Source organism: Streptomyces spirodelae, from assembly GCF_017676385.1.
GTDB lineage: Bacteria > Actinomycetota > Actinomycetes > Streptomycetales > Streptomycetaceae > Streptomyces > Streptomyces spirodelae.
In genome coordinates this window covers 39,258-53,918 of sequence record NZ_JAFFZN010000008.1, presented here as the reverse complement: position 1 = coordinate 53,918, position 14,661 = coordinate 39,258, and the positions used below count along the sequence as shown (strand labels likewise).

Annotated in this window: 14 protein-coding genes; 8 read left to right on the top strand and 6 right to left on the bottom strand. The window is 72.8% G+C overall.

All coding sequences use genetic code 11. From position 1 onward, the window contains the following. Positions 1-164: 164 nt before the first annotated feature. The 4 genes from JW592_RS11045 to JW592_RS11030 form a co-directional block, all read right to left on the bottom strand. Entirely contained in the window at positions 165-851 is a 687-nt protein-coding gene (locus JW592_RS11045; protein WP_209264805.1) for a response regulator transcription factor, read from the bottom strand. After that, positions 848-2,182 (bottom strand): sensor histidine kinase, encoded by a 1,335-nt coding sequence (locus tag JW592_RS11040; protein ID WP_209264804.1) that lies wholly within the window; start codon positions 2,180-2,182, stop codon positions 848-850. Before JW592_RS11040 ends, JW592_RS11045 begins: the two co-directional genes overlap by 4 nt. 163 nt (positions 2,183-2,345) lie before the next feature. Continuing rightward, positions 2,346-2,624 (bottom strand): PspA-associated protein PspAA, encoded by a 279-nt coding sequence (pspAA, locus tag JW592_RS11035; protein ID WP_209264803.1) that lies wholly within the window; start codon positions 2,622-2,624, stop codon positions 2,346-2,348. 46 nt (positions 2,625-2,670) lie between these two features. After that, complete coding sequence (locus tag JW592_RS11030; RefSeq protein WP_229375691.1) at positions 2,671-3,456, bottom strand: PspA/IM30 family protein; 786 nt, start codon at positions 3,454-3,456, stop codon at positions 2,671-2,673. A gap of 251 nt (positions 3,457-3,707) precedes the next feature. Between JW592_RS11030 and JW592_RS11025 the strand changes: the two genes are divergently transcribed. After that, positions 3,708-4,310, top strand: a complete 603-nt coding sequence (locus tag JW592_RS11025) for a DUF3043 domain-containing protein (protein ID WP_209264801.1) — start codon at positions 3,708-3,710, stop codon at positions 4,308-4,310. After that, the gene (locus JW592_RS11020) at positions 4,307-4,981 is read left to right on the top strand and encodes a class I SAM-dependent methyltransferase (RefSeq protein ID WP_209264931.1); all 675 of its coding nucleotides are present in this window, start codon (positions 4,307-4,309) and stop codon (positions 4,979-4,981) included. The genes JW592_RS11025 and JW592_RS11020 overlap by 4 nt, the downstream gene beginning before the upstream one ends. A 55-nt stretch (positions 4,982-5,036) precedes the next feature. On the opposite strand, the gene JW592_RS11015 is transcribed toward JW592_RS11020, so the two are convergent. Together JW592_RS11015 and JW592_RS11010 are read right to left on the bottom strand one after the other, a co-directional pair. After that, positions 5,037-5,474: a hypothetical protein gene (locus JW592_RS11015; RefSeq protein WP_209264800.1), complete on the bottom strand. Its 438-nt coding sequence runs from the start codon at positions 5,472-5,474 to the stop codon at positions 5,037-5,039. Positions 5,475-5,535: 61 nt separating this feature from the next. After that, positions 5,536-5,772, bottom strand: coding sequence for a hypothetical protein (locus JW592_RS11010; RefSeq protein ID WP_209264799.1), 237 nt, complete (start codon positions 5,770-5,772; stop codon positions 5,536-5,538). Between the two features lie 84 nt (positions 5,773-5,856). Here JW592_RS11010 and JW592_RS11005 point away from each other — a divergent pair, with 84 nt between their 5' ends. From JW592_RS11005 to sucB, 6 genes are all read left to right on the top strand, one after another. After that, a complete protein-coding gene (locus JW592_RS11005; protein WP_209264798.1) occupies positions 5,857-7,074 on the top strand; it encodes a bifunctional adenosylcobinamide kinase/adenosylcobinamide-phosphate guanylyltransferase in 1,218 nt (405 codons plus the stop codon). Between the two features lie 119 nt (positions 7,075-7,193). Further along, positions 7,194-8,288, top strand: coding sequence for a nicotinate-nucleotide--dimethylbenzimidazole phosphoribosyltransferase (locus JW592_RS11000; RefSeq protein ID WP_209264797.1), 1,095 nt, complete (start codon positions 7,194-7,196; stop codon positions 8,286-8,288). 147 nt (positions 8,289-8,435) lie between these two features. Further along, positions 8,436-9,248, top strand: a complete 813-nt coding sequence (locus JW592_RS10995; protein ID WP_209264796.1) for an adenosylcobinamide-GDP ribazoletransferase — start codon at positions 8,436-8,438, stop codon at positions 9,246-9,248. Positions 9,249-9,417: 169 nt separating this feature from the next. Then, the gene (locus JW592_RS10990) at positions 9,418-10,995 is read left to right on the top strand and encodes a leucyl aminopeptidase (RefSeq protein WP_209264795.1); all 1,578 of its coding nucleotides are present in this window, start codon (positions 9,418-9,420) and stop codon (positions 10,993-10,995) included. A 252-nt stretch (positions 10,996-11,247) separates the two neighbouring features. Beyond that, positions 11,248-12,636, top strand: coding sequence for a dihydrolipoyl dehydrogenase (gene lpdA, locus JW592_RS10985; protein ID WP_209264794.1), 1,389 nt, complete (start codon positions 11,248-11,250; stop codon positions 12,634-12,636). A 61-nt stretch (positions 12,637-12,697) separates the two neighbouring features. Beyond that, positions 12,698-14,536 carry a 2-oxoglutarate dehydrogenase, E2 component, dihydrolipoamide succinyltransferase gene (gene sucB, locus JW592_RS10980; protein WP_209264793.1) on the top strand — a complete coding sequence of 613 codons (1,839 nt, stop codon included), beginning with the start codon at positions 12,698-12,700 and terminating at the stop codon, positions 14,534-14,536. The last annotated feature ends 125 nt before the right edge of the window (positions 14,537-14,661 follow it).

Sequence of the window (14,661 nt, the reverse complement as noted above, 5' to 3'; positions counted from 1 at the left end):
CGCCCTGGGGCCCTCTCCCGTTGTTGGGCGCTCCGCCCCCGAACCCCCGGGTCCTCGCCGGACAGGCGCTGGGGGAGGAGCCCCCGACACGACCTGCCGGCGGCAGCCGAAGCAACAAACGGGGCGTGCGTCCACAAGCGGGGGGCGCCCAAGGGGCGGAGGCCTCAGAGAGCCGGTCGCACCAGGCCGCTCTCGTAGGCGGCCACCACCAACTGCGCCCGGTCGCGGGCGCCGAGCTTGGCCATGGTGCGGTTGACATGTGTCTTTATGGTGAGCGGGCTGACGTCGAGCCGTTCGCCTATCTCGTCGTTGGAGAGTCCGGCGGCCACCTGGGTGAGCACCTCGCGCTCGCGCGCGGTCAGCGCCTCCAGCCGGGCCGCGCCGGTCCCCTTGGCTCCGGGGCCCTCCGGGTCCGAACTGCCGCCCTGGGCGAGGAACCTGGCTATCAGACCCTTGGTCGCGAGCGGGGACAGCAGGGCCTCGCCCTTGGCGGCCGTCCGGATCGCGGAGAGCAGTTCGCCGGGCTCGGCGCCCTTGCCGAGGAATCCGGAGGCACCGGCACGCAGCGCGCCGACCACGTACTCGTCCACCTCGAAGGTGGTGAGGATGACGACCTTGACGTCGGCCAGTGCGGGGTCGGCGCTGATGGCGCGGGTGGCGGCCAGCCCGTCGGTGCCCGGCATCCGGATGTCCATCAGGACCACGTCGGCGCCCTTCTCCCGCACCAGGGCCACGGCCTCCTGCCCGTCGGCCGCCTCGCCCACGACCTCCATATCGGCCTCGGAGTCGACCAGCACCCGGAACGCACTGCGCAGCAACGCCTGGTCGTCGGCGAGTACGACACGGATCATGCGGGGGTCTCCTTCCGGGGCACCGAACTCTCCAGCGGCAACCGTACGCGGACCCGGAAGCCGCCGCCGGGGAGCGGTCCCGTCTCGCAGGCGCCGTGCAGCGCGGCGGCCCGCTCCCGCATTCCGACCAGGCCGTGGCCGCCGTTGCCGCCCTCGCGGCGCCGCGCTCCGTCGTCCGCTTCGGTACCGGAGTCGGTGGCGCCTTCGGCGGAGGTGCCGGCGTCGTCCGGGACGGTGTGGGTGGTGCCCGCGCCGTCGTCGATGACGACGATCTCCAGTGCCCGCGCGTCCCGGCGTATCCGCACCTCGGCGTGGGCGCCGACGCCCGCGTGCTTCTGCACGTTGGTGAGGGCTTCCTGGACGACGCGGTAGGCGGTCAGGTCCACAGCCGAGGACAGCGGTGGCGCCCCGCCGGGCGGCGGCGCCTCCACGTCGACGGACATCCCGGCGTGCCGGAAGCCGTCCACCAGGTCGTCCAGCACCTCAAGGCCGGGTGCGGGCTCGGTGGGTGCGGTGCTCTCCCCGGACTGGCGCAGCAGTCCCACGGTGGTCTGCAGCTCGGCCAGGGCGTGCCTGCTGGCCTCCCGGACGTGCGCGAGTGCCTGTTTGGCCTGGTCGGGGCGCTGGTCCATGACGTGGGACGCCACTCCGGCCTGGACGTTGACCAGCGCGATGTGGTGGGCGACGACATCGTGCAGTTCGCGGGCGATGCGCATGCGCTCCTCCGCGACGCGGCGCCTGGCCTCCTCCTCGCGGGTGCGTTCGGCGCGCTCGGCCCGCTCCCGGATGGCGTCGACGAAGGCCCGCCGGTTGCGTACGGCCTCCCCGACGGCGGCGGCCAGCGCGGTCCAGGCGAAGATGCCGAGGTTCTCCTGCGCGTACCAGGGGCGGGCCCCGAAGAGCATGCCGGCGCCGGTGAACACCCCGACGGCGAGGGCGCCGACCCGCCAGCTGGTGCGGCGGTCGGTGGTGTTGCTGACGGTGTAGAGCGCGATGACGGCGGCCGAGACGAGCGGCGCCTCCGGCGCTGAGCCCGCTCGGGGCCCGTCTCCCGCGACGAGCGCGACGACGGAGATCAGGCCGGTCACCAGCAGCACCGGCATCGGGGCGCGGCGGCGCAGCGCCAGCACCCCGCAGGCGAGCGCGGCCAGCAGCACGGTCTGGCCGGTGATCTCACGCTCGGCGAACCGCGGCTGACCATCCGGTCCGTGCGGCTCCGTGGCGGCGCCGAGGAGGATGCAGCAGAACGTCCCTGCGGCGATGAGGGCGTCGACCGCATGGGGATGCGCTCGGAGTCGCTCGCGGATGTCGCGGAGTGTCACGGCAGGCACCGTATGCCCGGCTCTCCTGGGATGTGTGCGTCGTGATCTGCTCTCGCAGGTCGCGTTGGGCGGGTCGTGCGGGACTGTGCGGGCTGTGCGTACGGGTGGTACTCGCGGGGGAGCGAGTGGGGGGGGTGGCGAGGACCGCGCTGTCCGGGGGCGCGGGGCCGGGCTAGCTGGGGATGAGTCCGTCGTCGCCGAGCATCTCCCGTACCTCGTCCAGGCTCGCGTCGGGCGCGGGCAGGATCAGCTCGGAGGGTTCGAGCGCGTCGTCGGGCAGTGGCCTGCCCATCCTGCGGACGGCTTCCAGCAGCGCGTAGAGGGTACGGCGGAAGCCGGCCTCGTCGCCGCTCTCCATCTCCTGGAGCAGCTCGTCGTCGAGCTTGTTGAGCTCGACGAAGTGGCTGTCGTCCAGTTCGACCTGGCCTTCGCCCATGATCCGTACGATCATGCCGTTCTCCTCCTCCGGCTGCGGGGGGATACCGCTACGGCCCCGTTCACTCCTTGTTGAACTTGGGCGCTTCCTGCTGGCCGTTCGCCTGGCCTTCCTGGCCCTGGCCCCCCTCGATGGCCTGCTGGCCACCGTCGCTGCCGCCGGCCAGCTCGGCCTTCATCCGCTGAAGCTCCAGCTCCACGTCGCTGCCGCCCGAGAGACGGTCGAGCTCGGCGGTGATGTCGTCCTTGGCCATACCGGACGGGTCGTCCAGCGCACCGGAGGCCAGCAGCTCGTCGATGGCACCGGAGCGGGCCTGGAGCTGGGCCGTCTTGTCCTCCGCCCGCTGGATGGCCATACCGACGTCGCCCATCTCCTCCGAGATGCCGGAAAACGCCTCGCCGATCCGGGTCTGTGCCTGGGCCGCCGTGTAGGTGGCCTTGATGGTCTCCTTCTTGGTGCGGAACGCGTCCACCTTGGCCTGGAGGCGCTGCGCCGCCAACGTCAGCTTCTCCTCCTCGCCCTGCAGGGTCTGGTGCTGCCCCTCCAGGTCGGTGACCTGCTGCTGGAGCGCCGCCCTGCGGGAGAGCGCCTCGCGGGCCAGGTCCTCCCGGCCCAGCGCGAGCGCCTTCTTGCCCTGTTCCTCCAGTTTCGAGGACTGCCCCTGCAGCTGGGTCATCTGCAGCTCCAGACGCTTCCGGGAGGTCGCGACGTCCGCGACGCCCCTGCGCACCTTCTGCAACAGCTCCAGCTGCTTCTGGTAGGAGTAGTCGAGCGTCTCACGCGGGTCCTCAGCCCGGTCCAGGGCCTTGTTGGCCTTCGCGCGGAAGATCATCCCCATACGCTTCATGACACCGCTCATGGGCCTCGCGCGCCCCCTTCGTAACGGACTCAAGCCCTCGGCAACCTACAGACCCCAGAGTACGGGGCTGTCTTCCATTACCGCACCGTTCGGGCACGGATGCGCTCCTCCTCGAGGACGATCAGCCGCCCGCCCTCTCCGGCGCAGGGAGTAGGCATCCGGTCACCGTTGGGATCGGTGCTCCGGCCCATTCCCCTGGGGGCTGGGGCCCACTCTCCTGCACACCGTACTCTTGAGATGTGTTCCGTAGCCGTTCGACGAAATCAGGGCAGGCCGACTCACCTCAGGTGACGGCGGCCGAGCCCAGCCAGCCGCGCGACCCGCAAGCCCCCAAGGGTCGCCCCACCCCCAAGCGCAACGAGGCACGCGGCCCGCGCCGCCCGATGGCCGCCACAGGCCCGCAGAGCCGCAAGGACGCGGCCAAGCGGCAGCGGGAGGCCCGCAGGGCCGCGCTGGCCAAGCAGCGCGAGGCGCTGGCCAGCGGAGACGAGCGCCACCTGCCCGCACGGGACAAGGGCCCGGTGCGGCGGCTGGCGCGCGACTTCGTGGACTCGCGGTTCAGCGTCGCGGAGTTCTTCCTGCCGCTTGCCGTGATCATCCTTGTGCTGAGCATGCTGCCCTCGCTCCAGCTGAAGAACATCTCGCTGCTGCTGTGGCTCGTGGTGATCCTGCTGATCGTCGTCGACTCGATCGGCATCTCGGTACGGCTCAAGAAGAAGATCCGCGAGCGCTACCCGGACGAGAACCGCCGGGGCGCCATCGCCTACGCGCTGATGCGGACTCTTCAGATGCGCCGCATGCGCCTGCCCAAGCCGCAGGTGGCGCGCGGCGAGAAGCCCTGACCCGGCAGGAGCTGGTCGCCCGGCAGCTCGAGGAGCGGATCTCCGCGCACTTCGAGGTGGGGCGCCGGCTCCGAGTACTGGACGCCGGGATGGGCGACGGCGCGCAGGCGCTGCGGCTGGCCCGGGCCGGCCACGAAGTGACGGGCCTGGAGGCCGAGCCCGCGCGGCTCGCCGCGGTGGAGGCGGCGCTGGGCCACGAGCCCGAGGGCATCCGCGCGCGCTTCCGCACCATGGCCGGAGGCGGTCAGGACACCGGCGCGCACTTCCTGCCCGGCACCTTCGACGTGGTGCTGGGCCACGACGTGCTCGACCGGACACCGGACCCGGACAGCACGCTCGCCGGGCTCGCCCGGGTGCTGGACGCGGGAGGGCTGCTCTCGCTGGTGGTGCCCAATGTGGCGGCACGTGCGATGCGCCCTGGGCTGGCCGGCGACTGGGACGGCGCGCACGCCGCCCTGGTGACGGAACCGGCCGAGGGCGACCGCTTCCTGCGGCTGGAGTCGCTGACCTCGTTCCTCGCCCGGATCGGGGTGCCCATGGAGCGCTGGTACGGCGCGGGCGTCTTCGCCGGTGAGGGCGAGGAAGCGCTGGACGTGGAGGAGAGGGCCTGCCGCATGGACCCCTACCGGGGCGTGGCGGAGAGCCTGCACCTGTTCGGGGTACGGGGCTAGCACCATCCGGCGTGCGCGGCACCGGCCGGCTGGGCAGGCCGGTGCCGCCGGTCCCTCAGACGACGGGCGGATGGAACTCAGGGGGGTCGCGCAGCTCTATGTCCGAGACGTCGATGCCCTGCTCACGGGCGAGGTGGGCGAGGGTTTCGACCCGGGACTGCTCGGGGGCCTGGGTGTCGATGAAGGCACCCAGCCACTCCCCCGTCCGCCGGTTGTAGGCGAGCCGGCGGGAGGCGGCGGCGCTGCTGATGGTGCCCGTCTCCTCAACCGCGAAGTCGGTACCGAGGGCCGCCTTGGCGACATGTGCCGCACAGGCGTCCATGAAGCGGGGACTGGGGCGTTCGTCGCCCCCGTAGAAGAATGCCTCGATCACCTCGGAACCCCGCACCGACTTCTCGGCGAAGATGCCCGCCTGCTTCAGCGTTCCCAGCGTCCGGTCCCGTTTCTCGACCGGACCGCGCAACACCACATAAACCGCGCCACGTACGTCCATGAGCACCGAGGGTAGCGGTTCGCCGGGTGGGCCGGCCCCCGCCGTGCAAAGGCTCCGGCACTCAGCCGGAGGCGGAGCTCCCGGAGTCCGCCTCCGTCGCCTCGTGCAGGCTCATCGGCCCGTAGACGGTGCTCCCGTCCTCCTGGAGCGTCACCTGATCGGTTCCGCCCTCCAGCAGCTCCCGCCACACCTCTCCGAGCCATGACTCGGCGTCCGACTGGGTGGGGAACTCCTCGGGCTGTACGGCCGGTTCCGTCTCGGTGCCGTCGGCCTTCTCGAACCGCCACGTCCACGCCATCAGTGCCTCCGTAAGATCGCCGGTTGCTCCCGGAAGCGTAGTCCCCTGTGCGCACCCGGTGGCAGGTCACGAGACGATCAGAGGGTGGAACTGACACTGCTCGGCACCGGCGGTCCCGCCGGTCTCCCCCGTCCCGACTGCCCCTGCGCGCGCTGCGCCGCCGCGAGCGGCCCGGAAGCGCGGGCCGCTACGGCGCTGCTGTTGGACAGCACCCTGCTGCTCGACCTGACCCCAGGGCCCGCCTTCGCCGCAGCCCGCGCGGGCCAGTCGCTCAGCGGCGTACGGCAGGTGCTGCTGACCCATCCGCACGAGGGGCCCGCGCTGGAGGTGCCCGCCGGGCTGCCTTCGCCCGTCCGGGTGCCGGAGCGGCAGGAACTGGCGCTGATCAGCGGGCACCGGGTGCGGGCGCTGGCACTGGACTCGCCAGGCACCGGGTATCTGGTGACCGGACCGGGCGGCGAGCGGCTGCTGTACCTGCCGCCGGGCGCCGCGCTCGCCGGGACGGGCGAGCGCGGGACCGGGCACGGCGGCCCCTACGACGTGGCGCTGCTGGACGTGGCCGGGCGGCCCGACGCGCTGGCCCGGCTGCGGGAGGCGGGCCTGGTGGGCGCGGCCACCGATGTGCTCGCCGTCCACCTCGGGCACGACGTGCCACCGGGCCCGGAGCTGCACCGGCGGCTGGCGGCGGCCGGTGCGCGCGCCGTTCCGGACGGTACGACGCTCACCGTCGGCGAGTTCCACGGCGGGGTGGACGTCTCCGAGCCCCCACGCCGCACGCTGGTGCTGGGCGGGGCCCGCTCGGGCAAGTCCGTCGAGGCCGAGCGGCGGCTGGCCGCGTTCCCCGGGGTGGTCTACGTGGCCACCGGCGGCACCCGCGACGGTGACCCCGAGTGGGCGGCGCGGGTGGCCGAGCACCGCGAGCGGCGGCCCGCCTCCTGGCGTACCGAGGAGACCTGCGACCTGGTGCCGCTGCTGGAGCAGGAGGGGCCGCCGCTGCTGGTCGACTGTCTGGCGCTGTGGCTCACCCACGCCATGGACGAGGTGGGCGCCTGGGACGACGAGCGGTGGGAGCGGGGCGGCGCCGCCGAACTGGCCGCGCGGGTGCGGGCGCTCGTGACCGCCGTACGAGGCACACGACGGCAACTGGTGGCGGTCAGCAACGAGGTGGGCTCCGGGGTGGTGCCCGCCACCCCCGCCGGGCGGCGCTTCCGCGACGAACTGGGCCGCCTGAACGCGGCGTTCGCCGCTGAGTGCGAGCATGTACTGCTGACGGTCGCGGGTGTGGCGTTGCCACTGCGGTGAGGGCTGCGCCATGTCAGGGGCGCGGGGCCGCCTCCCATATGCGGCTCCGCCGCGGGGGTGCGACCTCATCAGCAAGGCGCCCCACACAGGCGCGAGCCGCTCACGTAATCTCAGCGGGCATGAGCGACCGCACCCTGGATCTGGACGACTTCTCCGACCTCATCGAGCGCCCGCACGGCGGCCTGCGCCGGGAAGCCGAGGAACGGCGTGCGCTGACCGGGCTGCCCCCACGGGCCCTGGGACGGCTGGAGGACGTGGGCGAATGGCTCAGCTCCGCACAGGCACGCGTGCCTGTGCAGCCGGTGGTCAACCCGCGCCTGGTGGTCTTCGCCGGCGACCACGGCGTGGCCGAACTCGGCGTCTCCACCCGGCAGCCGGGCACCGCCAAGGAGCTCGTACGTGAGTTGCTGGACGGCGTCTCGCCCGCTGCCGTGCTGGCGCGGCAGTTCGAGGTTCCGGTCCGGGTGGTCGACATTGCGCTCGACTGCGAAGCGGACGAGCTGCCGGCCGAGGTGACGCGGCACCGGGTGCGCCGTTCGTCCGGGCGGCTGGACAGCGAGGACACGCTGACGCCCCAGGAGGCAGCGGCGGCGTTCCGCGCGGGGATGGCCGTCGCCGACGAGGAGGCGGACGCCGGTACGGACCTGGTGGTCCTCGGCGATCTGAGCGTCGGCGGCACCACGGCGGCCGGAACGCTGGTCGCCGCGCTGTGCGGAACCGACGCGTCGGTGGTGACCGGCCGGGGCGGGGGCGGCATCGACGACCTGACGTGGATGCGCAAGTGCGCCGCCATCCGCGACGGACTGCGCCGGGCCCGGCCGGTGCTGGGCGACCAGTTGCAGCTGCTGGCGACGGTGGGCGGCGCCGACCTGACGGCCATGACCGGGTTCCTGCTCCAGTCGGCGGTCCGGCACACGCCTGTCATCCTCGACGGCGTCGTCTCCGCGGCGTGCGCGCTGGTCGGCCAGCGGGTGGCGTTCCGCGCCCCGGACTGGTGGCTGGCGGGCCAGGCCGGCAGCGAACCGGCCCAGGCCAAGGCGCTGGACAGGCTGGCCGCCGATCCCCTGCTGGAGCAGGGGGTGGAGGTGGGCGGCGGCACCGGAGCGCTGTTGGCGCTGCCGCTGGTGCGGGCCGCGGCGGCGCTGGCCGCGGAACTTCCCGTACGGGAACGGGAGGGGGCGCCCCACTCCGCGGAGGCTGTGGACGTCACCTGAGCCGGTGCCCTCGCGTGTGTGCTGGGAAGGGGCTGCCTCTCCCTGTGCGTTGCAGACTGCGGGGGATTCGTTGGCTGGTCGCGCAGTTCCCCGCGCCCCTCGGGGGCGCGTCCCTCCCTTTGCGCTCGGGCAGTAGCCTGCTCGGCCATGGATTCCTCGTCATCCGCGGAGACCGACAGAGCCTCGGCGGCCCAGGGACTGCGATTCGCCTTCGGAACGCTGACCGTGCTGCCCGTCGGCGTGGAGCGGTGGGACAGGCCCGCCGCGCGCGTGGGCATGGTGTGCGCCCCGGCGGTCGGGCTCGTGGTGGGGCTGGTCGCCGCCGCCGTGGGCGCCGTGCTGCTGGTGTGCGGGGCCTCGGCGCTGCTCGCCGCCGTGGCAGCCGTGGCGGTGCCCGCGGTGCTGACCCGGGGGCTGCATCTGGACGGCCTCGCCGACGTCGCCGACGGCCTGGGCAGCGGCAAGCCGGCCGAGGAGGCGCTGCGGGTGATGAAGCAGTCCGACATCGGGCCGTTCGGCGTCATCACGCTGGTGTTCGTACTGCTGGGGCAGGTGGCCGCGCTCGCCGCGCTGTACGGCCAGGGGTGGGCCATCGGTACCGCCGGTGCCGTCGCCTCCGCTGTCGCCGCACGCGGCGCCCTCACTCTCGCCTCCCGCGAGGGCGTACCCGCCGCGCGGCCCGACGGGCTGGGGGCAGCCGTCGCCGGGACAGTGCCGCGCGGGGCCGCGCTGGGGGTGGCCGGGCTGTGCGTGGCACTGGCCGTCGGGCTGGGAGCGGCCTGCCCGGGACCGATGGGGCGGATCGCCGGCTTCGCGGTCGCCACCGTGCTCGGACTGGGCGCAGCCGAGGCGCTGTTGCGGCGCTGTACGGCGCGGTTCGGCGGTGTGACAGGGGATGTCTTCGGCGCGGTGGCCGAGGCCGCGGGCTGCTGCACGCTCGTCGTGGCCGCGGTCCTGTGACGGGATTGCCGCGAACCTCCGCTTCCACCCCCACCCGTAACTCCCCCGGCGTTCCGGGGGACACGGGCATACGATGCCCGGAACGTCCGAAGCCGGAGCCGATGCGCTCCGAACCGACCGGAGGCGACACGCACTCCGAAGCCATGTTCAGGAAGAAGGTCTCTCCCACGTGTCTGCACTGACTCTCAGCTCCTCGTCCGCCGCGACGCTGCGCGCGGACGCCGTCGTCGTCGGTATCGCCAAGAACGGCTCCTCCGGCAAGGGCCGCGCTGCCAAGGCGGCCGTCGTCCTCGCCCCCGGCGCGGAGGCCGTGGACAAGGCGTACGGCGGCAAGCTGGCCGCGACGCTCGAGACTCTCGGCGCGAGCGGCGGCGAGGGCGAGGTCACCAAGCTGCCGGCCCCCGCGACCGGAGTGAAGGCCCCCGTCGTCGTGGCGGTCGGGCTGGGCGAGGCGGCCGGCAAGCAGGAGTCGTACGACGCCGAGGTGCTGCGCCGCGCAGCCGGTGCCGCCGCACGGGCGCTGGCCGGCAGCAAGAAGGCCGCGTTCGCGCTGCCGGTCGAGGACGCCGAGGCCGTCTCCGCCGTCGCCGAGGGCGCGCTGCTGGGTGCCTACTCCTTCACCGCCTACCGGGGCAAGGACAAGAGCGCCCAGAACAAGGGCGACAAGAGCGGCAAGGACGCCAAGGACAGCTCGGCGCCGCTCGCCGAGATCGCGCTGGTCGGCGCCAAGCCGCGGGACAAGGCGCACAAGGCGGCGTTGGAGCGCGCGCAGGTGGTGGCCGAGGAGGTGCACCGGGCGCGTGACCTGATCAACACCCCGGCCAACGGGCTCGACCCCAAGACCTTCGCCGCCGAGGCCCGCGCCGCGGCCAAGTCCTTCGGCCTCACCTTCGAGGTGCTGGACGAGAAGGCGCTGGCCAAGGGCGGCTACGGCGGCATCCTGGGGGTCGGCAACGGCTCGACGCAGCCGCCGCGGCTGGTCCGTATCGGCTGGTCGCACCCGAAGGCGAAGCAGTCCCTCGCGCTGGTCGGCAAGGGCATCACCTACGACTCGGGCGGCATCTCGCTCAAGCCCGCGGGCCACAACGAGACGATGAAGTGCGACATGAGCGGGGCTGCCGCCGTCTTCTCCGCCGTCGTGGCCGCCGCCCGGCTGGGGCTCCAGGCCAATGTGACCGGCTGGCTGGCGCTGGCGGAGAACATGCCCTCCGGCTCGGCCACTCGTCCGGGTGATGTGCTGACCATGTACAGCGGCAAGACGGTGGAGGTGCTCAACACCGACGCCGAGGGACGGCTGGTGCTGGCGGACGCGCTGACCCGCGCGAGCGAGGAGGAGCCGGACGCGATCGTGGACGTGGCGACGCTGACCGGCGCGATGGTGCTGGCCCTGGGCAACCGCACCTTCGGGATCATGGCGAACGACGACGAGTTCCGCACCGCGCTGCACGAGGCGGCCGAGGAAGCGGGCGAGGACGCCTGGCCGATGCCGCTGCCCGGACATCTGCGCAAGAGCTTCGACTCCCCGGTCGCCGACATCGCCAACATCGGTGAGCGGATGGGCGGCGGCCTGCTCGCCGGGCTCTTCCTGAAGGAGTTCGTCCCCGAGTCCACGCCCTGGGCGCACCTGGACATCGCGGGCCCGGCCTTCAACGAGTCCGGCCCGTTCGGCTACACCCCCAAGGGCGGCACGGGCTCGGCGGTGCGGACGCTGGTCCGGCTCGTGGAGCGCACGGCCGAGGGCGACTGACCGGACCGGCCGGGAGGGGTGTGGGGCTTCGCCTCCCGAAGCCCCACACCCCTTGGTCCGACCGCCGGAGGCACCCCGCTCCCCGCTTTCCGGCAACAAGTGCAAAGATGGGTCACTGGCAGGACAGGGCCCCGCACGGCTTGACAGAAGCCGGAAGCGATGAAAAGGGCCGAGCAGACAAAAGCGGCCGAACCTCAAGCCGCCCGGTCACACGAGACCGGCTACGGCGTACCCATGCATGGAGGACGTGACGTGGCGAACGACGCCAGCACCGTTTTCGACCTAGTGATCCTCGGAGGCGGTAGCGGCGGTTATGCCGCTGCCCTTCGCGCCGCGCAGCTCGGTCTGGATGTCGCCCTTATCGAGAAGGACAAGCTGGGCGGTACCTGCCTGCACCGGGGCTGCATCCCGACCAAGGCGCTGCTGCACGCCGGCGAGGTGGCCGACCAGTCCCGCGAAAGTGCCGAGTTCGGTGTCAAGACCTCGTTCGAGGGCATCGACATGGCCGGCGTCCACAAGTACAAGGACGGCGTGATCTCCGGGCTCTACAAGGGCCTGCAGGGGCTGGTCGCCTCGCGCAAGGTCACCTACGTGGAGGGCGAGGGCCGGCTGTCCTCGCCCACTTCCGTCGATGTCAACGGCCGGCGCTACGAGGGCCGCCACATCCTGCTGGCGACCGGTTCGGTGCCCAAGTCGCTGCCGGGTCTGACCATCGACCACGAGCGCATCATCAGCTCCGACGACGCGCTGGTCATGGACCGGGTCCCGAAGTCCGCGATCATCCTGGGCGGCGGCGTCATCGGCGTCGAGTTCGCCTCCGTGTGGAAGTCCTTCGGCGCGGACGTGACCGTCGTCGAGGGCCTCAAGCACCTGGTCCCGGCCGAGGACGAGAACAGCTCCAAGCTGCTGGAGCGGGCCTTCCGCAAGCGCGGTATCAAGTTCAACCTCGGCACCTTCTTCGACAAGGCCGAGTACACCGCCGACGGCGTCAAGGTCACGCTGGCGGACGGCAAGGAGTTCGAGGCAGAGGTGCTGCTGGTCGCCATCGGCCGCGGCCCGGTCTCCGAGGGCCTGGGTTACGAGGAGGCCGGGGTCGCCATGGACCGCGGCTTCGTCACGGTGGACGAGTACTGCCGCACCAGCGTCCCGACGATCTCCGCCGTCGGCGACCTGATCCCCACCCTCCAGCTCGCACACGTGGGCTTCGCCGAGGGCATCCTGGTCGCGGAGCGGCTGGCCGGACTCAACCCGGTGCCGGTCGACTACGCCGGTGTGCCGCGAGTCACGTACTGCAACCCGGAGGTGGCCTCGGTCGGCCTCACCGAGGAGCAGGCCAAGGAGCGGTACGGTGCCGACAAGGTGGTCACGCTCAAGTACAACCTCGCGGGCAACGGCAAGAGCAAGATCCTGAAGACGGCGGGCGAGGTCAAGCTCGTCCAGGTGCGCGATGGTGCCGTGGTCGGCGTCCACATGGTCGGAGACCGCATGGGTGAGCAGGTCGCCGAGGCCCAGCTCATCTACAACTGGGAGGCGCTGCCCGCAGAGGTGGCCCAGCTCATCCACGCCCACCCGACCCAGACCGAGGCGCTCGGCGAGGCGCACCTGGCGCTGGCCGGCAAGCCGCTGCACTCCCACGACTGACCGCCGGGTTCCAGTCAGGGCGCGACCCATCCGCACAGTTTTGTAAGGAGCAACAGAAACCATGGCGGTTTCCGTAACCCTGCCGGCGCTCGGCGAGAGCGTGACCGAGGGCACCGTCACCCGCTGGCTGAAGGCCGAGGGTGAGCACATCGAGGCCGACGAGCCGCTGCTCGAGGTCTCCACCGACAAGGTCGACACCGAGATCCCGGCCCCCGCTTCCGGGACCATCGCCTCCATCAAGGTCGCCGAGGACGAGACGGTGGAGGTCGGCGCCGAGCTGGCCGTCATCGACGACGGCTCCGGCGCTCCGGCCGCCGCCGCACCGGCCGCCGAGCCCGCGGCCGAGCCGGCCGCCGCGCCTGCCGCGGAGCAGCCCGCGCAGGCCGAGGCCCCGGCCGCACCGGCCCAGCCCGAGCCCGCTGCCGCAGCGCCGTCCGGCGGTGGCGCGGCCGAGGGCACCGGCACCGACGTCGTACTGCCCGCGCTGGGCGAGTCCGTCACCGAGGGCACCGTCACCCGCTGGCTCAAGCAGGTCGGCGACGAGGTCGAGGCCGACGAGCCGCTGCTGGAGGTCTCCACCGACAAGGTGGACACCGAGATCCCCGCGCCGACCTCCGGCACCCTGCTGGAGATCGCCGTCGGCGAGGACGAGACGGCCGAGGTCGGCGCCAAGCTGGCCGTCATCGGCGCCGCCGGTGCCGCTCCGGCTGCCGCTGCCCCGGCACCTTCGGCTCCGGCCAAGCCCGCCGAGGCGGCGCCGCAGCCCGCACAGGAGGCCCCGCAGGCCCCCGCGGCACCGGCGCAGCCCGCCGCGCCGCAGACGCCTCCGGAGCCCTCTCGGGCCCAGCCCGCGCCCGCTCAGCCGGCGCCGCCGGCCCAGCCCGCGCCCGCGCAGCCCGCACCCGCCGCACAGGCTCCTGCGGCTCCGGCAGCCCCGGCTCCGGCCGCGGCGCCGGAGAGCGACGGCGCCTATGTGACCCCGCTGGTGCGCAAGCTGGCGTCCGAGCAGGGCGTGGACCTGACCACGGTGCGCGGTACCGGTGTGGGTGGCCGCATCCGCAAGCAGGACGTCATCCAGGCCGCCGAGGCGGCCAAGGCCAAGGCCCAGGCCCCGGCGGCTCCCGCCGCCGCCCCCGCGGCGGCCGGCCGTCCCACCTCGCCCAAGCTGGAGCCGTCGCCGCTGCGCGGCCAGACGGTGAAGATGCCGCGCATCCGCAAGCTCATCGCGGACAACATGATGAAGGCGCTGCACAGCCAGGCGCAGCTGTCCACGGTCGTCGAGGTGGACGTCACCCGCATCATGCAGCTGCGGGCCCGCGCGAAGGAGGGCTTCGCGGCGCGCGAGGGCGTCAAGCTCTCCCCGATGCCGTTCTTCGTGCAGGCGGCTGCCGAGGCGCTGAAGGCCCACCCGTCCGTCAACGCGCGGCTGAACGACGACGGCACCATCACCTACCACGACGTCGAGAACATCGGCATCGCGGTGGACTCCGAGAAGGGTCTGATGGTCCCGGTCATCAAGGAGGCCGGAAACCTCAACCTGGCGGGGATCGCCCGCAAGACCGCCGAGCTGGCCAAGAAGGTCCGCGAGGGCGGTCTGGGCCCGGACGACATGTCCGGCGGCACGTTCACGATCAGCAACACCGGTTCGCGGGGCGCGCTCTTCGACACCATCATCGTGAACTACCCGCAGGTCGCCGAGCTGGGCATCGGCGCCACCGTGCGCCGCCCGATGGTCGTCAACCACCCGGACCTGGGCGAGACCATCGCCATCCGCGACATGGTCTACCTGACCCTGTCCTACGACCACCAGCTCGTGGACGGCGCCGACGCCGCCCGCTACCTCAACGACGTCAAGGCCCGCCTCGAGGCCGGCGAGTTCGAGGGCGAACTGGGCCTGTAACCCTTACGCCCAGCCGCAAGTGGTGCCCCCGTCACACGTGTGTGGCGGGGGCTCCGTCGTCCTCGTGACGGATCCCTCACCGTATGCAGTGGCACCGGGTGCCGGGGCAGGTCGTATCGTCTAGG